Source organism: Candidatus Fukatsuia symbiotica, from assembly GCF_003122425.1.
Lineage (GTDB): Bacteria > Pseudomonadota > Gammaproteobacteria > Enterobacterales > Enterobacteriaceae > Fukatsuia > Fukatsuia symbiotica.
In genome coordinates, this window is sequence record NZ_CP021659.1 from 212,954 (window position 1) to 236,639 (window position 23,686).

The window sequence follows — 23,686 nt, forward strand, 5'->3', positions numbered from 1 at the left end:
CTCTTTTTCACTCTGAAATTACGTTTCGTAGGTTGATTTATCTCTGGCCGATTTGGTTAACCTGGCATAAAAGAAACCATCCCCCTCATCAGGATGAGGAAGATTCTGTTTACCAAAGGTGTCTGTCACTTTAGTTTTTATAAGTTGTGCATCCGGCTGACGTTGCAAAAATGATGCAATTTGCTGCTGATTCTCTTCCGGTAAAATGGAACAGGTGGCATAGAGCATCAGCCCTCCTCTTTTTAATTTCGGCCAGATAGCATCCATGATCTCCGCCTGTAATCGCGCAAGTTCGGTGATATCACTGTCTCGACGTAGCCACTTGATATCGGGATGGCGGCGGATCACGCCGGTGGCAGAACAAGGCGCATCAAGCAGGATCCGATCAAATAATCGGTCACCACACCATGCCTCGGGGCTGCGACCATCACCCATTTTGACCGTGGCTTGTAATTGCAGACGTTGTAAATTTTCTTTAACACGCTGTAATCGCTGTTCATCAATATCGACAGCTAATACCTGAGCATTGGGTGCGACCTCAAGAATATGAGTAGTTTTTCCTCCTGGTGCAGCACATAAATCAAGGATTTGCTCACCATTTTGTGGATCAAGTAGATCAACACACCCCTGTGCTGAGGCATCTTGAACGGTGATCCAGCCAAGCGCAAAACCGGGCAGACTGTCGACTGAACGAGGTACGATCAGACGGATCGCATCCTTATAGGAAGGATGAGCTTGTGCCTCAATTCCCGCCTGTTGCAACAGTGCTAAATATTCACGACGAGACTGATGGAGCCTGTTTACTCGTAGCCACATGGGTGGTTTCTGATTATTCGCTATTAGGATTTGTTGCCATTGATGCGGATAAGCCATTTGGATGCGATTGAACAACCAGCTAGGATGCAAATAGTGACTTTCGTCGTTGCTCGTCTGCTCTATTCGTTCCAACAACTCGATCTGTTGGCGCTGAAACTGGCGTAATACACCATTGATCAATCCTTTTAATTGTGGCCGTTTCAGCGCAGTGGCGGCGGCAACGGTTTCAGATAACACTGCGTGAGCGGGGATCCTTGTATAAATTAGCTGATAGAGGCCGATCATCAGCAAATAATGAAACACACGCTGTTTCCCTGACATCGGACGCGTCATTAATTGTTGAATACAACATTCAAGTTTAGGTAAAACACGTAACGTGCCAAAGCACAATTCTTGCAACAACGCACGATCTTTGACAGAGACACTCTGCTGTGATCCTGGTAGCACAGTATTCAGTGATTTTCCTTGATCTAATACCTGACTGATTGCTTTAGCAGCGATACTACGCAGATTGTAAGTGTTTTTCATAGCCAAGCAGAAACCATTATTCGAGTTGATTCCCAACGGAGAACCATTCGCGTCGAGAATTTAGCAAATCGGCGGCTGACATCACCTTTTTACCTGCAAGTTGCAGCTGTGTAATATTAAGTACACCGTCAGTGGTCGCAATTTGAATACCATTGCTATCGGCATGGATAACCGTACCACGAGGGGTGTTCGACTGATTTATTGCAGGTAGCACTTCCGCCTGCCAGACTTTTATCCGTTGTTGGTCAACAGTAAAGTAACTGACAGGCCATGGATTAAATGCGCGAATGCAACGTTCCAGCTGAGAAGCAGAAAGTGACCAGTCGAGCTTAGCCTCTTCTTTACTTAATTTTGCTGCGTAAGTAACCTGTCTTTCATCCTGTTTCTCCCCCTGTACACTGTCATCAAGTTGCTTGAGTGTGTTCAGTAACCCCGCCGATCCCAATTTTGCCAATTTGTGGTACAAAGTAGCACTGGTGTCATCGGGCTGTATACCACAGGCGACCTTATGCAACATATTGCCAGTATCTAATCCAACATCCATGCGCATGATAGTGACACCGCTTTCTTCATCACCCGACCACAACGCGCGTTGGATCGGGGCAGCACCACGCCAACGTGGCAGCAAGGAGCCGTGGACATTAATGCAACCTAGACGCGGCATAGCCAGTACTGCTGGGGCAAAATCAGACCGTAAGCAACCACTACCATAACGTCAACACGCCAACGGGTAACAAGATCGGAAACCAATTGCTGATTCTCTTTCAGGCGCAACGACTTTGGCTGATACAGAGCAATATTGTGCTGCTGCGCTAATACCTTTACAGGGCTGGGTGTTAATCTATTTCCTCTGCCCGCTGGCCGATCAGGTTGGGTGAACACACCAACGATTTGATGCTTGGAAGACAGTAATACGCTAAGGTGATGCGCTGCGAAATCAGGTGTTCCTGCGAAAATAATCTTTAAAGAATCACACACTTAAATCTCCTGAATGAGACCTTTAGTTATCTCGTGCTGCAAGCCTTGCCATTTTATCTAGCTTCTGGCGAATACGCTGACGCTTAAGCGGTGATAAATAATCGACAAACAGCTTACCTACCAGGTGATCCATCTCATGTTGAATACAAATGGCTAATAGACCATCAGCGTCGAGATCAAATGATTTGCCTTCAATATCCAACGCCCTGATCGTTACCTTTTCAGCACGTGGTACAAGTGCGCGCTGATCAGGGATAGACAAGCAGCCTTCTTCAATGCTTGTCTCACCACTTCTGTGCAGCAACTCAGGGTTGATTAAAACCCAAGGTCGATTAGATTGCTCTGGAACATCATTTTCATAACGATCACCAACGATATGAATCACAATAATCTGCTGATGGATATCGACTTGTGTTGCTGCTAAGCCAATACCTTCTTCCTTATACATGGTTTCAAACATATCATGCACGATACGCTGGATTCCAGCATCCACTTTTTTAACCGGTTCTGCAATTGTGCGCAGTCGCTCATCCGGGAAACGTAATATTTTTAATGCTGACATAAATATTTAGATCTGTGTCTGAGAAATGAAGAATATTCGATCCCCATTCTAGACATTTTTACGCTCAATTGACAGCATCACTCATTGAAAGAATTTATCTGTGTGTATAGATTGTTCTAAGTCTATTCAGAATTTCCGTGAATGCCGCTTCGTACCACACAGCGGGTTATGTAGTAGGTCTTATGGGCGCAAAAAGTGCAGTTTATTCTTTGTATACCCTTCGCCTTTCAAGTTACGGTGGCGTTGGCTGCTCGCACTCATCCCAGTCATGTACTACTTGTACACTCCTGGGATTCGATTGATTGCCGCCTTGCCGTAACTCGAAATTCATTGGGTATATACAATAAAGGGAGTAAATGAGCATTTTGAGCGTGTTTTTGACGACGTATTAGTGAGCATAAGAGATTTCGAATAGGCTCATAAGAGGAGTGGGTATGATAATAGCAGAAATATGGTTACGGATAAGCATGGTCAAAGGAATAGGGGCGGTTAGAAGTTGCACCATTGCTGAACGTTTAATCTATTACTCTGATGTTCACCCCGATGTGTTAATGGCTGCAGGATTGAATAAGTTGCAAGCTCAGCAATTTATCGGAGCTAATGACCAGTATATTGCCTCAACTTTAGCCTGGTTGGAGGATCCTTCTCACCATATGCTGATTTATGGGCATCTCGACTACCCAGAGCGGTTAAGCCATATATCTTCTGCACCTTTGCTGCTTTTCGTTACGGGGAATATTGCTGCTATTTCCCGACCGCAGGTGGCAATGGTAGGTAGTCGTAGTTTCAGCCATTATGGTCGGCGTTGGGCAAGATATTTTGCTTCGGAACTAGTACAGCACGGTTTAGCTATTACCAGTGGGTTAGCTCTTGGTATCGATGCAATCTGTCATCAATCTGCATTATATTCTCAAGGGGAGACCATTGCGGTACTTGGTAGTGGGCTGAAAAATATCTACCCACGCCAGCATGATGAATTAGCTCACCGTATTGTGGAACAAGGGGGTGCTCTGGTTTCTGAATTTTTAGTCACTTCATCGCCGTTAGCAACACATTTTCCACGGCGTAACCGGATTATTAGCGGATTAAGTTCTGCGGTAGTCGTGGTCGAAGCTTCGCTTAAAAGTGGTTCTCTTATCACGGCCAGATATGCATTAGAACAAGGGCGAGATGTATTTGCGCTGCCAGGTCCATTAGATAGCCCAACAAGTGACGGGGTACATTGGTTGATTCAACAGGGGGCTTATTTGGCAAATGATCCACGGGATATTGTTGAACAGCTTGAAGGGTCACTTCAGTGGCTATCTCTTAATAAGGATACTTCTCCGCCTTTTCCAGAAGAACAGCTTGAATTACCCTTCGTCGATGTATTGACTAACGTAGAGTATGAGGTAACGGCTGTTGATACTGTTGCGGAACGTGCCGGACAATCGGTGGCAGAGGTTGTGATCAAGCTACTTGATTTAGAGTTAGCAGGATGGATCAGCGCTGTGCCTGGTGGTTATATCCGAGTCAGGGGATGATATTATATACTCGTACTACGTAATGCCCTGTCTATACCCGTGATCAATGAAGATGCTTGATTTTGAAGTCGATAAGGATCATGCTCATAGCCATGAAAATAGAGCTGACTGCTGACCAGAAAATTACCCTCGAAGCCCAACATCGTCAAAGCCATGACCGCCGTGTCTGTGACAGGATCCGGTGTGTTTTGTTGTCCGCAGACGGCTGGACTCCCCCTATGATTGCTCACTCACAGCTCATTAATGAAACCACGGTGCGGCGCCACCTTACAGACTATCATAAACTCAACAAGCTCAAGCCTGAAAATGGCGGCTCCGATGGCTATCTCAATGCGGAACAGACCACGTCGCTGGTTGAACATCTCACCCAGCCGCTCTACCACCACAATCACCAAATTGTGGCCTATATCGCTGGACGCTGGAACATCACCTTTACCGTATCAGGTCTGTATAAAGGGTTGAAGCAGCATGGCTTTAGCTATAAAAAGCCGAAAGGTGTTCCGCATAAATTTGACGTTGAGAAACAGCCGCAATTTATAAAGACCTACAGCGAATTGAAAGACGCCGCGGGTAATGACCCCATACTGTTTATTGATGCCGTTCATCCGACACAAGCCACCAAAATAAGCTACGGCTGGATACGAAAAGGCCAGGATAAAACGATAGAGACCACCGGGAGCAGAACGCGGTTGAATATCATGGGAGCCTTGAACATCCAGAATGTGGCTAACCCCATAATCCGTGATGATGAGACGATTAACAGCGAAAATGTGGTTCACTTCCTGTCTGCCATTCGCGCGCATTATCCCATCACGACAACGGCACATGTGATCCTCGAGGGTGCAGGCTATCACCGTTCACAGCTTGTGCAAGACGCCGCGCTTACGTTGAATATCCAGCTTCATTACCTTCCGCCGTATAGCCCGAATCTAAACCCGATAGAGCGATTGTGGAAGGTGATGAATGAGCAAACACGAAACAATAGATATTACCCATCTAAACAGAGTTTTAAGAACGATATCTTAAACTTCTTTGAAGTGAAGCTACCACAAATGGCAAGTTCTCTGGTATCTCGCTTAAACGATAATTTCCAGGCGCTAAATCCTGCATCTTGATTTCACTTGGGTATAGATAGCAAGTTCTTTACACGGATCCGTCACCCATGTACTATCTAGATAGTACAAAAGCCTCGTTTACATTAGAGCTTATCTAAAATTGAAATCATCGTAAAAACAGTGTTTAGGAGCTACACATGTCAATGATTGCGTCCTCGTCTTCGCTGCGGCCATCCATTCTTGGCGGTGCAATGATTGTCGCCGGTACTGCTGTCGGCGCCGGTATGTTTTCGATTCCTATTGTCACCTCGGGTGTGTGGTTTAGTGGTGCCGTACTGCTGCTAATTTACACTTGGGCATGTATGTTTATTTCCGGCTTGATGATCCTGGAAGTGAATCTTAACTACCCAATAGGCGCTAGCTTTCATACTATGGTACGGGATCTGTTAGGCAAAATGTGGAGTTCAATCAACGGATTGTCTATCACCTTCGTACTCTATATTTTGACGTACGCCTATATTTCTGCGGGTGGTTCCATTATCACCCACACGCTTGGCAAAGTAATCGGTGTTAACCAGACAGAAGCTGGTCTTATTTTTGCCTTGATCGTAGCCTTTATTGTTTGGTTATCTACCCGTGCAGTTGACCGTTTAAGCACTATTTTAATCGTTGGGATGCTAATTAGTTTTGTTTTATCAGTCAGTGATATGTTTGCTCATGTTAAAATTGGGGTGTTATTGAACCAAAACGATCATAGCGCTAGCTATTCACCGTATGCACTGGCTGCTTTACCTTATTTATTAACCTCTTTCGGCTATCACGGCAATGTCCCCGGATTAGTAAAATATTATCGAAAAGACAGTCGAGCGGTGGTGTTCAGCCTGTTTTTCGGCACGTTGATCGCTTTGATGATTTATATTCTGTGGCAGTATGTGATTCAAGGCAATATAGTTCGTGAAACCTTTAAGCAGATCATCGCCGACGGAGGAAATATCGGTAGCTTACTCGAGAGGATGGATGTCATTTCTGGTAGCTCGATGACCAAACAGTTGTTGAATGCTTTTTCCTATATGGCACTGGCAAGCTCATTTTTGGGGTATCACTCGGCTTATTTGATTACTTGGCTGATTTTTTTAAATTTGCTGACCATGGTATGGGGAGAGTTAAAACCGCACTGTTGACTTTTGTACCTCCTACGTTAGGTGCTTTGTTATTTCCTAATGGTTTTTTATATGCGATTGGTTTTGCCGGTTTGGCGGCTACTATCTGGGCGGTGATCGTCCCGGCACTTATGGTTCATGCCAGTCGCCGTCGTTTTCCATTAATGGGTTATAAAGTACCAGGTGGTAAGACTGTAATTGGTTTTATTATTATTTTTGGTTTCACTAATGCCGTCATTCATATTGCTACTTCATTGAGTCTGTTACCAATTTATCAATAGCTAACATTACACGACACTCAAAAATAGTTCGTTAATCACACACAGTAAATAATATGACCTGTGTGATGTAATCTGGGTTTTTATTAACATATATTAAATGTTAATGTAAATTTCACAATTGACTTATATTATATCTGCACAATTTAATTTTGATTAGCACACAAATATGATCAACTCCGTAGATTTACTCCTCAATGTGTCCGTTAGGCAATCAAAATTAAATCGCGCAGATATATTTCCAATGGAGGATATTATTAAAAAATAAAGTGTAGAAAATAAAAAGATGAATTATATTTTGCTTATATAATAGGCAGAAAAATACGACAGAACACCACTTTTCAGTCATTATTGATCAATACGTTGCCTATTTATTTCGACCTGTCTGTTGTGAAAAGACTGTTCATTACCTGAAATCAAGGTGCACAGTAAGCTGAGTTGTACATATCAGTCGATGAGATGTACCAATTAATCACGTGGTATTTATCTTCAGGATACTCAATCATTCGTACCAATAAACTAAAGACTAGAAACTTACGGCCAAACACTTGCTCAAACGCCGCCCTGGACATCTCTTGTGATAATGCCTTTTGTTGCACCTATAACAATCATTGATGATTGTTATACACCACGCTGTGCTGCATATTAAAAAGCTTTTTTTCACGATGATAGCCTATTTTTAAACTTGAGGTGAGCTATGGGTAATGAACGGAGATATACAAAGAACTATTCATATCGTCAGCAAGCTTTATACACAAAGGAGAGAAAGAGAGAATTTAACACTGAAAACGCGACTTAAGCGATTGAATCGTAAAACAAGAGGATACTCAAAATCCGAAAAAATTCACGATAAGGTTATTGGGATATTCATTGAGAGGGAATACTATTTGTGATACCTGGACAACTTATTGAATACATGACCGAAGGAAAAGCCGTTTGAACCTGTCATCCCTGCCGTTTTTTCCGCGCCTGAGCGTCTTCCAAAAAGATTTCAAATAGACTCTAAGAAAAATTAGAAAATGTTTTATTCAAGGATATCAATATGACCACTGCAAACAACCTAAGCGCAGTAGCAACAACGTTGGAAGAAGATGCTAGAAATAATCAGCGACAGCAGGCTCAAAGAAATAACGTAGTACTTACCGGAAAACGCGGACGAGATAATTACATTATCAACAAAGAAGGAAATACAGGTATAGAAATTATTATCAACAATGATGGTAATACGCCTTTGGATGATTTGTCCGTGGCATTCGCACAGGATACTTTGCAATTGCAATTCCCGATTGAGCAAATACACCTACACAAGCAAGGTGACGATATAATATTTAGTCACCGCAGTTCACCAGAACAGTATCCCAGAATACGCCTCCTCAATTTTATGGCTCATGAGCGTTACCGCCATCTGTCAATAATGGACGAAAATAGTAGGCTTTATGATCTCGTCGTTGACGCAGAGGATCACGTGTTGCTGATGCAACGCCAAATTAATAATGGTGATAATAACCTGATATTACACAACACCACCGCTACAACGGGTATCAGCCTACATGCAGGGCCAGGCCATGATACAATTATTGATAAAAGTGGGGGGAGTAATACTCTGCATGGCGATGATGGCAATGATATGCTTCTGGCCTGGTCAGGCAATAATGCACTGTTTGGAGGGGCTGGCAATGATCGGTTGGTTGGTGGTACTGGACATGATGTTCTCTGTGGTGAAACAGGTAACGATACATTGGTAGGTAATGCTGGCAACGACATTATGGTAGGAGGAGTAGGCGACGATATTTACCTATTTGCTCGTGGAGATGGCCATGACAGCATCCTAGAGGATGGCGGCACCGACAGCTTGGTGTTCACGTCCAGGGAGATTACCAGAGAAACATTATGGTTGAAAAAAGACGGCGATAACTTGCGGATACAAGTCAATGGCGCAAATTCAGGTGACACAGTAACGGTTCTAGGCTATTACGATAATCCAAAAAATAAAATTGAAATGATAAGCGTCGAGAGGTATCAGCTAGCTGGTGATAATATTGATCGAATGGTTGAGGCAATGTCTACTTTTACTTCTTCAGAGAGTATATCAGCAGCAGGTAATATCAACTTACAAACACATATTAACAGCTTGTGGATAGCCACATCAAACCCATGATATAGCTATGCAATTTAATTTTGATTAGCACACAAATATAAGTTACTCCGTATATTTACTCCTCAATGTATCCGTTAGGCAATCAAAATTAAATCTCGCCGCTATAGGATAATCTCGGCTGGAAAAAATCACCAAAACCGATGATTGTGTCTGATAGTGAGAAAAAGATGGAAGAAGGAAATGTAACTACCGCATCTACTGGCTGGGCAGAGAGTGAGTTTGGAATAGTCGATTTTTGTGCTCCACTTTTTTAACCATCCAGGATACGAATACGAAGGCTGGAATAACAAAGCGATTGCCCAAGCATTACGTATTCATGAAAAAACAGTGAGGCAACCTGTAACGGATTGGCTCTCAGACGAAAAATTAAAGCCTAAAAATGGCGGCTCGTATAGTAAGTTGAGCGTGGATAATTCTTCATTACTTGAAAAACATATTGAGAGCACAACTTACACCTGCGTCATGGATATCTGTGCTTATGTTGACATTGACGCCGTACCTTCAAGTTGAATGGGTATATCTCTGGAAGAATTTATTGTGATCAGAGAGGCAGAAAACAAAAGGCAGCCGTGGGATAGGTTTAAGCATGGACTTGGCCTTACTTACGAGTCAGCGGGTAGGGGATATCCAACGGATGAAATGGCAAGGAACGTCGCCTTCATTCCACGAAATCCGAAGTTTATACCCAATGAATTTCGAGTTACGGCAAGGCGGCAATTAATCGGAACCCAGGAGTGTACAGGTAGTACATGACAGGGATGAGTGCGAGCAGCCAACGTCTCCGTAATTTGAAAGGCGAGGGGGGTATATCAGCGAGGCTGTATAGTGAAGCCAGAGATAAGGATTTTGTACAAAAATTACTGGGACACAAACCCTCTGCCATGACGAACAAATACCACGACAGCAGAGGAAGTGAGTGGGACGAAATTTGATACAAACTATGATTTTTTTGGTTATCGAGTAAAACGTTAAGGTATGAGATAATCCACTGGCATTTTGGCCTAATTTCGATCGATTGTGACTTTTTGTTTTTAATCCATTGATTTTTATCATAAACAAAATACTTATACTATGTCTACTATAGATTCTGAAATTAAATAACCTATCGGGATGAGAACTTTTATTCAGCTAAACATGAATAGGTTATGTTAACTTGCTTATCGGTGTGTAATTAAATTAATATAAATTGAGCCCACTATAAAGCTTAGTGAGATAGGCACTGTCGAGGCATACGAAGCAAGGTGATCCTGATATACGAATCATTAGGATCGCACGTAAAGCAAGTTCAAGCGCTCCTCAGTAGGTTTTACAAGAGAGCTGTTTTTAGTAATAGCGGTTAGTTGGCTAAATCAAGGAGGGCATTATGGCTATTAAGTTGATTGCAATTGATATGGATGGAACCTTGCTGGATCCACATCATACAATTACTCCCGCAGTAAAACAGGCGATAAAAAAAGCACAACAAAAAGGTATTTATGTCGTGTTGGCTACAGGGCGATCCTATATTGGTGTGCAAAAACATCTGTGTGAATTGGAGATGAATAATGGCCATAATTATTGCGTTACTAGCAATGGTGCACTGGTACAAAAACCAGCTACCGGCGAGTGTATCTCGCAGGAGACGCTGAGTTTTGAAGATTATCTCTATTTTGAAGGATTAGCGCGCGAATTAGGTGTCCATTTTCATGCTGTTGATTTTAACTCTTTATATACCGCAAATACGGACATCAGCAAATATACGGTTCATGAAGTATCGCTGACGGGTATCCCATTGAAATATTGCAGTGTTAACGACATGGATACTCGCTCACGTTTTCCAAAAGTTATGATGGTTGATGAACCTGAATTGTTAGATAGAGCGATCGCTCGTATTCCTGCAGAAGTATCTGAGCGTTTTACTCTCATGAAAAGCGCAGATCACTTCCTCGAAATCCTGCATAAAGGAGCGAATAAAGGTCTTGGTGTACAAGTGTTGGCAGAATATTTAGGGATTGCCCAAGAAGATGTCATGGCATTGGGTGATCAGGCTAATGATGCTGCGATGATCGAGTATGCGGGTATCGGTATTGCGATGGGAAATGCTATTCCCGAATTGAAAAAGATTGCTCAGCATATCACCCTTAGCAATGCTGAGGATGGTGTAGCCTATGCAATTGAGAAGTATGCTTTAAATTAAAATCCTATACTGACTCAACTATCTAGATATGATATAAGGGCCGCCTTATTTTTTGATGGCACTTTTATTATATTGTAGGAATATTATTATGGTTACTCTTCATACTAATCACGGCGATATTGTTATTAACACTTTCGGTGGCGAAGCATCGACTACCGTGGAAAATTTCCTTACATATTGCCGTCAAGGGTTTTATAATGGCACTATTTTTCACCGTGTTATTGATGGTTTTATGATCCAGGGCGGTGGCTTCGAACCGGGTATGGCAGAGAAACCCACTGGGACTTCAATCAAAAATGAAGCCAATAATGGCCTGAAAAATGCCCGTGGTACCTTGGCAATGGCTCGTACTAACGATCCACATTCGGCTAGCTCTCAATTTTTTATCAACGTTGTTGATAATGACTTTCTGAATTTCCGTTCAGAGAATGCTGGTGGTTGGGGCTACTGTGTCTTTGCAGAAGTCACTGAAGGCCTGGACGTAGTGGATAAAATCAAAAGTGTAAAAACTGGTGATAGAGGTATGCATCAGGATGTACCCGAAGAAGACGTCATCATTAAAAACGTGACCGTCTAGCGCATAACTGTTGCGAGGATGAAAACGCTTTTTATTGCAGATTTGCACCTCAGTGTTCAACAACCGGCGATTACCGCCGGTTTTATGCGTTTTTTACAGTCTGAAGCTATTTATGCTGATAGCCTGTATATTTTGGGCGATCTTTTCGAAGCCTGGATTGGTGATGATGATCCTAACCCACTTTACCGACAAGTTGCCAGCGCGCTCGGATCTCTGCAACAACAAGGTATTCCCTGCTATTTTATCCATGGGAATCGTGATTTCTTACTTGGAAAGGATTTCGCTAAAGAAAGTGGGATGACTTTGTTAGCTCAAGAAAAAGTCGTTACCCTATACGGTCGTAAAATTCTGCTTTTACATGGAGATACACTTTGCACTGACGATATTGACTATCAACGTTTTCGTCGTAAAGTACAGAGTCCGCTAATTCAGAAGCTGTTTCTATGGTTGCCGTTGGGTATACGTCTGCATATTGCCGCGAAGTTACGCCAGCACAGCCAACAAAGTAATACGGGCAAATCGGAAACTATTATGGACGTGAATCAGCAGGCCGTTATTGATACATTACAACGTAATCATGTCGATTGGATGATCCACGGGCATACCCATCGTCCAGCAATCCACTCCGTTGAACTACCGAAAACCGATTTATCTACGACCAATTTACCTAAGATGGTGGCTCATCGAGCAGTATTAGGCGCGTGGCACGAGCAAGGTTCAATGATCGAAGTCACGGCGGAAACGGTTGAACTGATCCCGTTTCCACTATAAGAAACCCTAAGAGCCTGTTCCAAATCTTTTTCGCTGTGCTAGAAGAGGAAAAAATGGGCAAAAAAGCGCAGTTTACTTTTGTATACAACAAACTAGGGAGTAACTGAGCATTTTGAGCGCGTTTTTGACGAAATATCAACGAGCACAAGGGATTTCGAACAGGTTCTTAACACACCGGTTCTGGTCGACACCAGTACATTTATAAACCCCAAAAACAACAGGAGCCTTATATTCATGCTAGCCAATCTCAACTCGGCTTATCCAGCCGGGGTTAAAGTTGCCATTGTCATGGGATCCAAAAGTGACTGGTCTACGATGCAATGCTCTGCTGGTTTACTTACTGAGTTGGAGATCCCATTTTATGTTGAAATTGTCTCCGCACACCGCACACCGGACAGATTATTTAGTTTTGCCGAAAAAGCCAAAGAAGCAGGTCTACATGTGATTATAGCTGGGGCTGGTGGTGCGGCTCATCTGCCGGGTATGTTGGCAGCAAAAACGCTTGTGCCAGTATTAGGTGTTCCACTACCAAGCACGGTATTGAACGGTATGGATAGTCTTTATTCGATTGTGCAGATGCCGCGAGGTGTTCCTGTAGGAACTCTGGCTATTGGCGAAGCAGGGGCCGCTAATGCTGCATTATTGGCGGCACAAATTTTAGCGCTGCATGATAAATCTATAGCAGAACGCCTTACCTTATGGCGTAAAACGCAAACTGAGGAAGTGCTCAATAATGCAACTCCGAGGAAAAACGCATGAAACCGGTTTGTGTTCTCGGTAACGGTCAGCTGGGGCGTATGCTGCGCCAGGCTGGTGAACCTTTGGGAATCGCAGTCTATCCTGTTGGTCTGGATGCTAAACCAGAGACAGTACCCTACCAGGAAAGCATCATCACTGCTGAAATTGAACGTTGGCCGGAAACGGCTTTAACCAAAAAACTGGCAGAGCAAGAGACGTTTGTTAACCGTGATATCTTTCCATGCTTAGCTGATCGCATGAGGCAAAAAAAATTACTGGATGATCTTGGCTTAGCGACAGCACCTTGGCTGTTGTTGGAAAATGCTGAGCAGTGTGCAGAAATATTTACCACTTTTAGCCAATTCGTCATTATTAAACGCCGGGTCGGTGGTTACGACGGCCGTGGTCAGTGGCGTTTGCGTCAGGGTGAACAATGCTCGCTGCCGCAAGATGTCTATGGTGAGTCCATTGTTGAACAAGGGATAAATTTCTCCGCTGAGGTGTCATTAATTGGTGCCCGTAGTAGTAAGGGGAAGTTGGTGTTCTATCCATTGACCGATAATCTACATGAAGAAGGCATTTTACGTATTAGTGTTGTCCGCCCTCAGTTGAATGAGAAGCTGCAACAAAAAGCCGAAACCATGTTATCGACGATTATGGAAAAACTGAATTATATCGGTGTGATGGCAATGGAATGTTTTATCGACGGTGATAACCTATTGATTAACGAATTAGCTCCCCGTGTCCACAACAGCGGTCATTGGACACAGAACGGGGCGTCTATCAGCCAGTTCGAATTGCATTTACGGGCGATTCTCGATTTGCCATTACCAAAACTGGTAGTCAATAGCCCATCGGTGATGGTTAATTTGATCGGTATTCCCATTAACCCTGCATGGTCATCACTGCCACTGGTACATTTACACTGGTATGAAAAAGAAGTGCGGGCAGGCCGTAAATTAGGTCACTTGAATCTGACAGACCCTGACGTCAAACGGCTATCTGGTGTACTGACAAAACTGGCTCCATTATTACCAAATGAATATCAGCGCAGTTTAAGCTGGGCGATACAAAAATTATGATCTGCGCCAGGATCGTGACTAAAGCCCAACGATACACTTGACTGCTAAATATCGTCATCAGTTCTGTGCATTGTTATGTTGATTTTAGTGAGTAATGCGAAGTAATTTGCAATTTTTATCACCGTTTGGTTCTGTCAACGGCATTTTGTTAGGTATTTCACTACCTGTCACGTAGTATGGAAGGAAATCTATCTATTTTGACAGGACGCTAAATATGTTGACTGCTATTCCAATTCTTATTGCCATCGCCCTGATCGTGATGTTCGGCTCTGTTAAGATTGTGCCACAAGGCTATCAGTGGACGGTAGAACGATTTGGTCGTTATACCAAAACGTTGATGCCTGGTTTAAATATTGTTGTCCCATTTATAGATCGTATTGGTCGAAAAATCAATATGATGGAACAAGTACTGGATATTCCTTCTCAAGAAGTTATCTCCCGCGATAATGCCAATGTTGCTATTGATGCCGTTTGCTTTATTCAAGTTATTGATCCGGTAAAGGCGGCTTATGAAGTCAGTAATCTGGAGTTGGCGATCGTTAATTTGACCATGACAAACTTTCGTACGGTATTAGGCTCTATGGAGCTGGATGAAATGCTATCTCAACGCGATAATATTAATAGTCGTTTACTTCATATTGTCGATGAAGCCACCAATCCTTGGGGTATCAAAATTACCCGTATTGAGATCCGTGATGTCCGCCCACCGACTGAACTCATTTCGGCGATGAATGCACAAATGAAAGCAGAGCGAACCAAGCGAGCCGATATTTTGGAGGCTGAAGGTGTACGACAAGCTGCAATTTTACGTGCTGAGGGTGAAAAACAGTCACAGATCTTAAAAGCGGAGGGAGAACGTCAATCAGCATTTTTACAGGCGGAAGCCCGGGAACGAGCGGCAGAAGCAGAAGCACGAGCCACTAAAATGGTATCTGAAGCTATCGCTGCCGGTGATATACAAGCCATTAATTACTTTGTAGCACAAAAATATACTGATGCTTTGCAACATATTGGTTCCGCCAATAATAGTAAGGTGATTATGATGCCACTGGAAGCCAGTAATCTAATGGGAGCCATTGGTGGTATCAGTGAACTGATTGCCGAGAGTAAAAATCACCGAGGAAAATAAAGCCGCGCTACTTTCTCGTGTTTTGGAGCCTATTTGAAGTCGTCGTGAGTGAAATACAATTTTGGCTATCTTGGGCAGGCTGACCTCTGCCTTTTGGTTTCATTTACTTTATACTCAAATTGTGGAATTTGATTTGCGTAAGGATCGATATTCAATAGCGGCAAAATTATTAACTTTGACTAAACTGGTTAGAGGTATTTAGCCAACGAGAAAGGAACAGTATTATGGCAAACGGCTACTATGAAATTAAAAAAGCGAAAGATGGGCAGTTTTACTTCAATCTGAAAGCCGGTAATGGCGAGGTTATCCTTACTAGTGAGATGTATCGCAGTAAGGCTTCGGCGTTGAATGGTATTGCCTCTGTACAAATTAACTCCTCTGGCAGTGAACAATATGAGCAGAAACGTAATGTTAGAGAGGAGCCCTATTTTGTATTGAAAGCTAAAAATCATCAAATCATCGGCGTTAGTGAATCCTATAAATCCATAGATTCAGTACAGAAGGGCATTGCTTCTGTCATGAATAATGGTAAGACAACCGACATTCGCGATCGGGTATCGTAGAATACAATCTGCAAGGCGGCACAATGACCTATATTGTGGCTCTCACCGGTGGGATTTGCAGTGGGAAGAGCACTGTCGCTAATGTTTTTGCCAGGTTGGGTGTTCCTTTGGTGGATGCTGATATTATCGCGCGTCAAGTGGTCGAATCGGGTACTACCGCCTTGAGTAAAATTGTTGCTCGCTATGGATATCATATACTGCTCTCTGACGGCTCCCTGAACCGAGCGGTATTGCGGCAAAAAATATTCAGTGAGCAACGGGAAAAAAAATGGTTGAATTCGTTGTTACATCCCCTTATCCGGCAAGAGACAGAACTCAGAATTGCCTCAGCTAAAGGACCCTACGTACTTTGGGTTGTCCCCTTGTTCGTCGAAAATGGTTTATGTGGTAAAGCCAATCGAATGTTGTTGGTTGATGTTACTCCAGAAATACAATTGGCCAGGGCAATAGTGAGAGATGGCATAACTTATCAACAAGCAGAACAAATTTTAGCCTCACAGGCTTCGCGTGAACAGCGTCTGGCCTGTGCTGATGACGTTGTTGACAATAGTGGTGAGCCTGCGACCATCATTCAAAGTGTCACCTTTTTACATAAACAATATTTAGAGTTAGCGGCAGTGTTCCAATAGGAGCCTCATTAATGAGCGACTTTACCTCAACCAGATTTTTTGAATATCCGCTAAATGAAAGGATGCGTACATGGCTCCGTATTGAATTTTTATTACAACAATTAACAGGCCAAAAAAATTTAAATAATATTGCCAGCGCATTAATTTTTTTCCGTACTGCGTCAGATTTGATTGATGTCCTTGAGCGAAGTGAAGCACGTACTGAGCTGCTAAAAGAGTTGGAACGTCAGCAAAAAAAATTGGCGCAATGGGTAGGGGCACCCAATGTCGATACTACTTTAATTAACTCACTGCGTGACCAGTTAAAAGACTGCGCTGAGGTTCTGATGTCTACACTACGTATTGGCAAATCGTTGAAAGAGGATCGTTTAGTCAATATGGTTCGTCAGCGGCTGGGTATTCCCTGTGGCTGTTGCAGCTTTGATTTACCTATGTTACATCTGTGGCTGCATTTACCTCTAGAACAACAAAGTCAATATATCGATAATTTAATCAATTCATTGATTCCGCTATCTCAAGCCGTGACCATGATATTAGATTTAATTCGCCAGTCTGGTGTGCTGCACGCTGAAGAAAGCCAGAATGGATTTTTTCAGGGGAATGCTTATAACGCTGATCTGCTGCGCTTGCGTATTCCTTTACAATATCAACTTTATCCACAGGTTTCAGGTTATAAAACTCGATATTCCATTCGTTTTTTACCCTTAGATAGTGAAAAGGGTATAATTCCGGAATACTTCGGCTTCGAGTTAGCTTGCTGTTAGTTAGTGTATTATTTTTGTTCAGATTATCTCGATCTGTCTGTAGACGATAAAAGAGACTTCTTGCAGAACCGTATTTTTTATGCGAAGTCAAGACGGCTCTCTGTAACTGCAAGTACATGAGGATTGCAAGCGCCAGGTAATGCAGAATTTGCAGTATGTAGCTTGCAACACATGTGGTTTGTAACAGGTTATATCAGCAATCACAAAAGATTTCGAACGAATTCAATGAATTTTTAGGAGACAAAATGGTGTTAAATGAGATACAAGTTCATTGCCCGACTTGCGATAAAATCGTTAGCTGGCATAAAGGAAGAAGTCCCTATCGACCTTTTTGCAGTGAACGTTGCCGGCTCATTGATCTAGGTGAGTGGGCTAGCGGAGAAAAATATATTCCCAGCCAAGAAAAAGTTTCAGAAAGTGATGAAGATCAACGCTGAAGCTGGATGAGTGCCATCGATCATCCGAGCGCGCTTATACAGAACTTTTCTTTAGTCAATGTGCCATAAGGCCTCTTCCTTCAGGGAAAAAATCAGTCTGTACGCTCAACAATTAAACGCTTTGGTGCGACACGACCATTGTCATCAATGATGCCAATACCAATGAAATGATGCTCTGTACCTTCAGTGATGCGTACCATACCAGCAGAGGGAGCAGTAGAGGCCTGGACGGGCTGACCTTGTTTTACATAAGCAGCAACAATTGGCAGTAAATTGACTTCAGGAAAATGCAATACTGCACTCTCCATGGGTAATAATAATGTATCCAATGCCTGATACGGTGAATACTGTCCGGCTAATTCAGTTTGTGTCGATTCAATTTTTTCTGATTCAATAAGCATGCTCAATTGTTCTAAAGTCACCATACGTTGGTATGGATACGTAGCGACCTGCAAACGGCGTAATTGACTTACATGGGCGCCACATCCCAATAATTCGCCCAAATCATCAATAATGGTGCGAATGTAGGTGCCTTTAGAACAATGGATTTCCAGTTCTAGACTATACTCCTCTCTACGAATAAGTTGCAGATCAAAGACGGTGATAGTACGTGCCTCACGTTCTATTTCAATTCCTTGTCGAGCGTATTGGTACAACGGTTTCCCCTGATATTTTAACGCTGAATACATCGAGGGTATCTGTAAACTGTCACCCAGGAAACGTTGCAGTGCTTCCTCCAACTGAATCTGTGTAAAGATCGGCTTCCTTTCAGTGATCACGAGGCCTTCCGCATCCGACGTATCCGTTCGCTGCCCCAAACGTGCAACCACACGGTAGCGTTTATCTGAATTGAGCAGAAATTGGGAAAATTTGGTTGCTTCACCGAAGCAAAGAGGCAGCATACCTGTTGCTAATGGATCTAACGCTCCGGTGTGGCCTACACGGTTGGCAGCAAAAATGCGTTTAACTTTTTGCAAAACATCATTTGAAGAGAGTTTTGCGGGTTTGTCTAACAACAAAATACCGTTAATATCACGGCCGCGGCGACGTGGGCGTCCCATTATGTTTCCTCGCTACCATCGTTGTGGCGTTCGCCGTTATGATGTTGATGGTCGCGCCGTTCGGCATCCTTTTTGACGACATCGGTAACGAGATTAGATATTCGCATCCCTTCCACCAAGGAGCTGTCATAAGCAAAGGTGAGCTCGGGCACCACACGCAAACGCATTGCCTTTCCCAATAAGCTACGGATATAACCAGAAGCATCTTGTAAGACTGTGATACCGTTAGTGACCGTTTTGGGATCAGCGTTTTCAGTTAACATATTCAAAAAAGTGACAAATACTTTGGCGTAAACGAGATCACGAGAAACTTCAACACTTGAAACTGTTACCATGCCTATCCGTGGATCTTTGATTTCACGTTGCAAAATGATGGCAATCTCTTTTTGTAGCTCTTGAGCAACACGTTGAGCACGGCTAAATTCTTTTGCCATTCGGGCTCTCCAAACAAGATGAAAGGGGAAAAAATACCCCAAATAATAGACCTCTTGTGAAAGCGTGCAGCTTTCACAAGAGGTCTATTATAAGTAACTCTGAGGCTGTTAGGCGATGGTGCGTTTAATTTCGATAGTTTCGAATACTTCGATCATATCGCCAGCACACACATCATTATAATTTTTAACACCGATACCACATTCCATACCATTACGGACTTCGTTGACATCATCTTTGAAACGGCGTAAAGATTCCAGCTCGCCTTCGTAGATAACAACATTGTTACGTAAAACACGGATTGGGCTACTGCGCTTGATCATACCTTCTGTTACCATGCAACCTGCAATAGCGCCAAATTTCGGTGATTTAAAGACATCACGAACTTCTGCCAGACCAATAATTTGTTGTTTATATTCCGGTGCTAGCATTCCGCTCATTGCCTGTTTGATTTCATCAATCAAACTATAGATAACGGAATAATAACGTAGATCCAGACTCTCGCTGTCTATCACTCGACGTGCTGATGCATCGGCTCGCACATTAAAGCCAATGATGATGGCATTAGAAGCGGCTGCCAAGGTTGCATCAGTCTCGGTGATACCTCCAACACCAGATCCCACAATTTTCACTTTTACTTCATCAGTAGACAGCTGCTTTAGAGCGTCACAGATAGCTTCGCAAGAACCCTGTACATCAGATTTTAGTACGATATTCAGTTCTGAAATCTCGCCTTCAGTCATGTTAGTAAACATGTTTTCCAGTTTTGATTTTTGCTGACGTGCTAGCTTAACCTCACGGAATTTGCCTTGTCGATATAAGGCCACTTCACGCGCTTTTTTCTCATCACGTACTACTGTTACTTCATCACCGGCGGCAGGAACACTCGATAATCCGAGGATCTCTACCGGGATAGAAGGTCCTGCAGAGAGGATCGCGCGCCCCAGTTCGTCACGCATGGCGCGTATACGACCATACTCAAAACCGCAGAGTACGATATCGCCTTTATTTAAGGTGCCTTCTTGTACCAATACAGTGGCAACGGGTCCACGACCTTTATCTAGGAAGGATTCAATGACCACACCACTTGCCATACCACTGTGGATTGCGTTTAATTCCAGTACTTCAGCTTGCAGAAGAATTGCATTTAGCAGTTCATCAATACCGGTACCGGCTTTTGCCGACACGTGGATAAACTGGCAATCACCTCCCCACTCTTCCGGCTGGATGCCGTGCTGAGATAATTCTGTTTTAACACGTTCAGGATCAGCCTCCGGTTTGTCTATTTTGTTAACCGCAACCACAACGGGTACTTGTGCAGCTTTAGCATGTTGGATGGCCTCAATAGTTTGTGGCATGACACCATCATCAGCTGCTACAACCAACACAACAATATCGGTAGCCTTAGCACCACGGGCACGCATCGAGGTAAAGGCTGCATGTCCAGGGGTATCCAGGAAAGTCACCATACCGTTCTCAATTTCAACGTGATAAGCACCAATATGCTGCGTGATACCGCCGGCTTCTCCTGCCGCAACTTTAGTCGAACGAATGGAATCTAGTAGCGAGGTCTTACCATGATCAACATGCCCCATTATGGTCACCACCGGTGCTCGTGATTCCGCAGCGACTCCGGTATCACGATCACTCATGAGCGCTTCTTCGAGCTCATTTTCGCGGCGTAGGATAACTTTGTGACCCATTTCCTCAGCAACCAACTGTGCCGTTTCCTGATCGATAATCTGGTTGATTGTCGCCATAGCTCCCAGTTTCATCATTACTTTTATGACCTGAGAACCTTTAACCGCCATTTTGTTCGCCAGTTCGGCAACTGATAATGTTTCACCAATGATTACGTCGCGGTTAACGGCAACAACCGGCCTATTGAAACCCTGTTGTAAAGTGCTTGGCTTGCGTTTATTTTTACGACCCACAGCGCGAGCCTCTTCCCGGTCGGCTTTAGATTCAAAAAGCTTATTGCCTTTTTTCTGTTTTGCCGCCTTACCACTCCGGCTACGACTACGGCGATCGCCTTCAACTTTAGCGTCGTTTTCATCTTCCGCTGCCCGCGCATGTTGTGAGGTTGTCACGTGATAATCAGCAGATTCAGCCTGATCATCTACGGGTTCTGACCATTTACCTTCATTCTCTGCCGCCATTTTACGAGCTTCTTCAGCAACATGTTTCGCGTTTTCTTCGACCTTACGGTATGTTTCTTGTTCGACAGAGCGTTTTAATTCAGCAGCCTCGATCTCACGACGCGCTTTTTCGCTCTGCACGGGGTTATTTTTCTTGCTAGAAGAGGCTTGACGTGTCAATTTCTCTTTTTCCATTGCTTGCTTAGCTTTTCCTTCAGTAACTTTCTGCGCTTCGATCTCCGTTACAGATTTTGTTTGTTCTTCCGCCTTAACAGGTTCTGTCTCTGACGTATTGATATAAGTGCGTTTTTTACGAACTTCAATTTGCACCGATTTATTTTTTCCACCGGTGCTCGGAATGCTTAAAGTGCTACGTATCTTACGTTGCAGAGTGAGTTTATTCGGTGCACTACCGTGTTCACGTTTTAAATACGCCAACAATGTTTCTTTCTCTTGCTGAGTAACAGAGTCTGTTTCAGATTTGTTGATCCCTGCCGCCGCAAAGTGTGCGACCAAACGTTCAACCGGGGTCTGAATCTCTGTCGCCAGTGATTTTATGGTTACATCTGTCATGCTGTTTTTTCCTGCTACGGTTTATTTCGCATCATCGCTAAACCAACAGATATTACGGGCAGCCATAATCAGCTCACCGGCTTTCTCATCGCTAAGCCCTTTAATACCTGCTAAATCGCTGATACCCTGCTCGGCAAGTTCTTCTAGCGTACACACACCAACTGCGGCTAGTTTGAATGCCATATCACGTTTTAGACCGGTCAAATTTAACAAGTCGTCAGCGGGTTTATGGTCGCCAAGACTTTCTTCTTGTGTCAGAGCCAGCGTGGTTAAGGCAGCTTTAGCGCGTTCGCGCAGTTTCTCAACCATATCTTTGTCAAAATCATCGATTGCCAGCAACTCTTTCATCTGCACGTAGGCCAATTCTTCCAAAGAAGAAAAACCTTCTTCGACTAAAATAGTGGCGAACTGTTCATCTACATCAAGATATTTGGTAAAAATACTCATAGTGGCATGGGTTTCGGCGTAGTTTTTTGCTTTAAGCTTATCCTCCGTTATGACATCTAATACCCATTTGGGAGCGTTTTCGTCTTTTCCGTAATTTATGAGAGCTGTAGCCAAACGTACGTTCTGGCCATTACGACCAATCGCTTGTGCCAGATTATCAGCTTTAACCGCTACGTCTATGGTATGTTTGTCTTCATCGACCACAATTGATTCGACATCGGCTGGTGCCATGGCATTAACGACAAACTTGGTAAACTCATCATCCCACAAAACGACATCAATACGCTCACCACATAGCTCTTTGGAGACAACCTGAACACGGGCCCGCGCATACCAACACAGGCACCCACAGGATCGATACGTTTATCTTTAGTTTTCACAGCGATTTTAGCGCGGGAAGCTGGCTCACGGGCAGCTGCCTTAATTTCGATTATTCCTTCACCAATTTCTGGCACTTCAATACGGAACAGTTCAATCAACATTTCAGGGCGTGAGCGGCTAACGAACAGCTGAGGGCCACGTGCTTCAGGGCGGATATCATACAGGACACCACGAATACGGTCGCCAGGACGGATGTTCTCACGTGGTAACTTATCTTCACGACAGATAACAGCTTCAGCGTTGTTGCCATTTTTGACGAGTTCCAGGGTAATGTTGTCATGACCCACCTTTTTAACGACAGCAGTCACAATTGTACTTAAATCTTTACGATATTGTTCCGCTATCATCGCTCGCTCAGCTTCGCGCATTTTTTGTACAATAACCTGCTTGGCCGTTTGGGTGGTGATACGATCAAAAGCGACAGACTCAATTTGCTCTTCGATGTAATCATCCTGCTGGATAGTCGGATCTTCATATTGCGCGGCTTCTAGCGTGATCTCTCGGGTTGGCATGGTCACTTCACGAACAACTTTCCAACGACGGAAAGTATCGAAGTCGCCTGTTTTACGATCGATTTCAATGCGCACGTCAATTTCTTGTTCATATTTTTTTTTGGTCGCTGTCGCTAGAGCTGTTTCTAATGCTTCAAACACCTTCTCGGCTGGAAGGGCTTTCTCATTGGAAACTGCTTCTACAACAGCCAGAACCTCTTTGTTCATCCTCGTTGCCT

The 23,686-nt window shown here is 43.6% G+C and carries 21 protein-coding genes and 4 pseudogenes; 18 read left to right on the forward strand and 7 right to left on the reverse strand.

The annotated features are described in order from the left end of the window. Window positions 1–18: 18 nt before the first annotated feature. From rsmB to def, 3 genes and pseudogenes are all read right to left on the reverse strand, one after another. Complete coding sequence (gene rsmB / locus CCS41_RS01010) at window positions 19–1,344, reverse strand: 16S rRNA (cytosine(967)-C(5))-methyltransferase RsmB (protein ID WP_072550356.1); 1,326 nt, start codon at window positions 1,342–1,344, stop codon at window positions 19–21. Window positions 1,345–1,360: 16 nt separating this feature from the next. Beyond that, window positions 1,361–2,322: pseudogene (gene fmt / locus CCS41_RS01015) on the reverse strand (methionyl-tRNA formyltransferase). A gap of 22 nt (window positions 2,323–2,344) precedes the next feature. Then, window positions 2,345–2,884, reverse strand: a complete 540-nt coding sequence (gene def, locus CCS41_RS01020; RefSeq protein ID WP_072550354.1) for a peptide deformylase — start codon at window positions 2,882–2,884, stop codon at window positions 2,345–2,347. 434 nt (window positions 2,885–3,318) lie between these two features. Here def and dprA point away from each other — a divergent pair, with 434 nt between their 5' ends. From dprA to yacG, 18 genes and pseudogenes are all read left to right on the forward strand, one after another. Next, the gene (gene dprA / locus CCS41_RS01025; RefSeq protein ID WP_072550353.1) at window positions 3,319–4,407 is read left to right on the forward strand and encodes a DNA-protecting protein DprA; all 1,089 of its coding nucleotides are present in this window, start codon (window positions 3,319–3,321) and stop codon (window positions 4,405–4,407) included. 92 nt (window positions 4,408–4,499) lie between these two features. Next, entirely contained in the window at window positions 4,500–5,522 is a 1,023-nt protein-coding gene (locus CCS41_RS01030) for an IS630 family transposase (protein WP_119797028.1), read from the forward strand. A gap of 137 nt (window positions 5,523–5,659) precedes the next feature. Then, window positions 5,660–6,903: pseudogene (gene mtr, locus CCS41_RS01035) on the forward strand (tryptophan permease). A 719-nt stretch (window positions 6,904–7,622) separates the two neighbouring features. Next, window positions 7,623–7,793 (forward strand): annotated as a pseudogene (locus CCS41_RS01040) (IS1 family transposase); the annotation flags it as partial. A 149-nt stretch (window positions 7,794–7,942) separates the two neighbouring features. Next, complete coding sequence (locus CCS41_RS01045) at window positions 7,943–9,058, forward strand: calcium-binding protein (RefSeq protein ID WP_072549985.1); 1,116 nt, start codon at window positions 7,943–7,945, stop codon at window positions 9,056–9,058. A gap of 237 nt (window positions 9,059–9,295) precedes the next feature. Next, a complete protein-coding gene (locus tag CCS41_RS17490; RefSeq protein ID WP_072549984.1) occupies window positions 9,296–9,568 on the forward strand; it encodes a hypothetical protein in 273 nt (90 codons plus the stop codon). A 76-nt stretch (window positions 9,569–9,644) separates the two neighbouring features. Further along, complete coding sequence (locus tag CCS41_RS16995) at window positions 9,645–9,779, forward strand: hypothetical protein (RefSeq protein WP_275887666.1); 135 nt, start codon at window positions 9,645–9,647, stop codon at window positions 9,777–9,779. 28 nt (window positions 9,780–9,807) lie between these two features. Then, the gene (locus tag CCS41_RS01060; protein WP_072549982.1) at window positions 9,808–9,990 is read left to right on the forward strand and encodes a site-specific integrase; all 183 of its coding nucleotides are present in this window, start codon (window positions 9,808–9,810) and stop codon (window positions 9,988–9,990) included. 431 nt (window positions 9,991–10,421) lie between these two features. Then, on the forward strand, window positions 10,422–11,234 hold the full coding sequence (gene yidA, locus CCS41_RS01065; protein ID WP_119797029.1) for a sugar-phosphatase: 813 nt from the start codon (window positions 10,422–10,424) through the stop codon (window positions 11,232–11,234). 88 nt (window positions 11,235–11,322) lie between these two features. After that, window positions 11,323–11,811 carry a peptidylprolyl isomerase B gene (gene ppiB / locus CCS41_RS01070; protein WP_072549980.1) on the forward strand — a complete coding sequence of 163 codons (489 nt, stop codon included), beginning with the start codon at window positions 11,323–11,325 and terminating at the stop codon, window positions 11,809–11,811. Window positions 11,812–11,829: 18 nt separating this feature from the next. Further along, window positions 11,830–12,582: a UDP-2,3-diacylglucosamine diphosphatase gene (locus CCS41_RS01075; RefSeq protein WP_072549979.1), complete on the forward strand. Its 753-nt coding sequence runs from the start codon at window positions 11,830–11,832 to the stop codon at window positions 12,580–12,582. Between the two features lie 234 nt (window positions 12,583–12,816). Further along, window positions 12,817–13,341, forward strand: coding sequence for a 5-(carboxyamino)imidazole ribonucleotide mutase (purE, locus tag CCS41_RS01080; protein ID WP_072549978.1), 525 nt, complete (start codon window positions 12,817–12,819; stop codon window positions 13,339–13,341). Next, window positions 13,338–14,402, forward strand: coding sequence for a 5-(carboxyamino)imidazole ribonucleotide synthase (purK, locus tag CCS41_RS01085; protein ID WP_072549977.1), 1,065 nt, complete (start codon window positions 13,338–13,340; stop codon window positions 14,400–14,402). Before purE ends, purK begins: the two co-directional genes overlap by 4 nt. 214 nt (window positions 14,403–14,616) lie before the next feature. Continuing rightward, complete coding sequence (locus CCS41_RS01090) at window positions 14,617–15,531, forward strand: SPFH domain-containing protein (protein ID WP_072549976.1); 915 nt, start codon at window positions 14,617–14,619, stop codon at window positions 15,529–15,531. Window positions 15,532–15,755: 224 nt separating this feature from the next. After that, on the forward strand, window positions 15,756–16,094 hold the full coding sequence (locus CCS41_RS01095) for a YegP family protein (protein WP_072549975.1): 339 nt from the start codon (window positions 15,756–15,758) through the stop codon (window positions 16,092–16,094). Between the two features lie 23 nt (window positions 16,095–16,117). Then, the gene (gene coaE / locus CCS41_RS01100; protein ID WP_072549974.1) at window positions 16,118–16,723 is read left to right on the forward strand and encodes a dephospho-CoA kinase; all 606 of its coding nucleotides are present in this window, start codon (window positions 16,118–16,120) and stop codon (window positions 16,721–16,723) included. 11 nt (window positions 16,724–16,734) lie between these two features. After that, complete coding sequence (zapD, locus tag CCS41_RS01105) at window positions 16,735–17,487, forward strand: cell division protein ZapD (RefSeq protein WP_072549973.1); 753 nt, start codon at window positions 16,735–16,737, stop codon at window positions 17,485–17,487. Window positions 17,488–17,732: 245 nt separating this feature from the next. Next, window positions 17,733–17,924: a DNA gyrase inhibitor YacG gene (gene yacG, locus CCS41_RS01110; protein WP_072549972.1), complete on the forward strand. Its 192-nt coding sequence runs from the start codon at window positions 17,733–17,735 to the stop codon at window positions 17,922–17,924. 92 nt (window positions 17,925–18,016) lie between these two features. Here the strand turns inward: yacG and truB are convergent, their stop codons facing one another. From truB to nusA, 4 genes and pseudogenes are all read right to left on the reverse strand, one after another. Further along, window positions 18,017–18,985: a tRNA pseudouridine(55) synthase TruB gene (gene truB, locus CCS41_RS01115; protein ID WP_072549971.1), complete on the reverse strand. Its 969-nt coding sequence runs from the start codon at window positions 18,983–18,985 to the stop codon at window positions 18,017–18,019. Continuing rightward, window positions 18,985–19,419, reverse strand: coding sequence for a 30S ribosome-binding factor RbfA (rbfA, locus tag CCS41_RS01120; RefSeq protein WP_072549970.1), 435 nt, complete (start codon window positions 19,417–19,419; stop codon window positions 18,985–18,987). Before rbfA ends, truB begins: the two co-directional genes overlap by 1 nt. 108 nt (window positions 19,420–19,527) lie before the next feature. Then, a complete protein-coding gene (gene infB, locus CCS41_RS01125) occupies window positions 19,528–22,128 on the reverse strand; it encodes a translation initiation factor IF-2 (protein WP_072549969.1) in 2,601 nt (866 codons plus the stop codon). A gap of 21 nt (window positions 22,129–22,149) precedes the next feature. Beyond that, a pseudogene (gene nusA, locus CCS41_RS01130) lies at window positions 22,150–23,675 on the reverse strand (transcription termination factor NusA). Window positions 23,676–23,686 lie beyond the last annotated feature (11 nt).

Coding starts and splice junctions, on each gene's coding strand:
- ppiB (WP_072549980.1), top strand. CDS start 11,323: ATGGTTACTCTTCATACTAATCACGGCGATATTGTTATTAACACTTTC.
- CCS41_RS01045 (WP_072549985.1), top strand. CDS start 7,943: ATGACCACTGCAAACAACCTAAGCGCAGTAGCAACAACGTTGGAAGAA.
- rbfA (WP_072549970.1), bottom strand. CDS start 19,419: ATGGCAAAAGAATTTAGCCGTGCTCAACGTGTTGCTCAAGAGCTACAA.
- def (WP_072550354.1), bottom strand. CDS start 2,884: ATGTCAGCATTAAAAATATTACGTTTCCCGGATGAGCGACTGCGCACA.
- CCS41_RS01060 (WP_072549982.1), top strand. CDS start 9,808: ATGACAGGGATGAGTGCGAGCAGCCAACGTCTCCGTAATTTGAAAGGC.
- purK (WP_072549977.1), top strand. CDS start 13,338: ATGAAACCGGTTTGTGTTCTCGGTAACGGTCAGCTGGGGCGTATGCTG.
- infB (WP_072549969.1), bottom strand. CDS start 22,128: ATGACAGATGTAACCATAAAATCACTGGCGACAGAGATTCAGACCCCG.
- rsmB (WP_072550356.1), bottom strand. CDS start 1,344: ATGAAAAACACTTACAATCTGCGTAGTATCGCTGCTAAAGCAATCAGT.
- purE (WP_072549978.1), top strand. CDS start 12,817: ATGCTAGCCAATCTCAACTCGGCTTATCCAGCCGGGGTTAAAGTTGCC.
- zapD (WP_072549973.1), top strand. CDS start 16,735: ATGAGCGACTTTACCTCAACCAGATTTTTTGAATATCCGCTAAATGAA.
- coaE (WP_072549974.1), top strand. CDS start 16,118: ATGACCTATATTGTGGCTCTCACCGGTGGGATTTGCAGTGGGAAGAGC.
- CCS41_RS01030 (WP_119797028.1), top strand. CDS start 4,500: ATGAAAATAGAGCTGACTGCTGACCAGAAAATTACCCTCGAAGCCCAA.
- dprA (WP_072550353.1), top strand. CDS start 3,319: ATGATAATAGCAGAAATATGGTTACGGATAAGCATGGTCAAAGGAATA.
- CCS41_RS16995 (WP_275887666.1), top strand. CDS start 9,645: ATGGACTTGGCCTTACTTACGAGTCAGCGGGTAGGGGATATCCAACGG.
- truB (WP_072549971.1), bottom strand. CDS start 18,985: ATGGGACGCCCACGTCGCCGCGGCCGTGATATTAACGGTATTTTGTTG.
- CCS41_RS01075 (WP_072549979.1), top strand. CDS start 11,830: ATGAAAACGCTTTTTATTGCAGATTTGCACCTCAGTGTTCAACAACCG.
- CCS41_RS01095 (WP_072549975.1), top strand. CDS start 15,756: ATGGCAAACGGCTACTATGAAATTAAAAAAGCGAAAGATGGGCAGTTT.
- yacG (WP_072549972.1), top strand. CDS start 17,733: ATGGTGTTAAATGAGATACAAGTTCATTGCCCGACTTGCGATAAAATC.
- CCS41_RS01090 (WP_072549976.1), top strand. CDS start 14,617: ATGTTGACTGCTATTCCAATTCTTATTGCCATCGCCCTGATCGTGATG.
- yidA (WP_119797029.1), top strand. CDS start 10,422: ATGGCTATTAAGTTGATTGCAATTGATATGGATGGAACCTTGCTGGAT.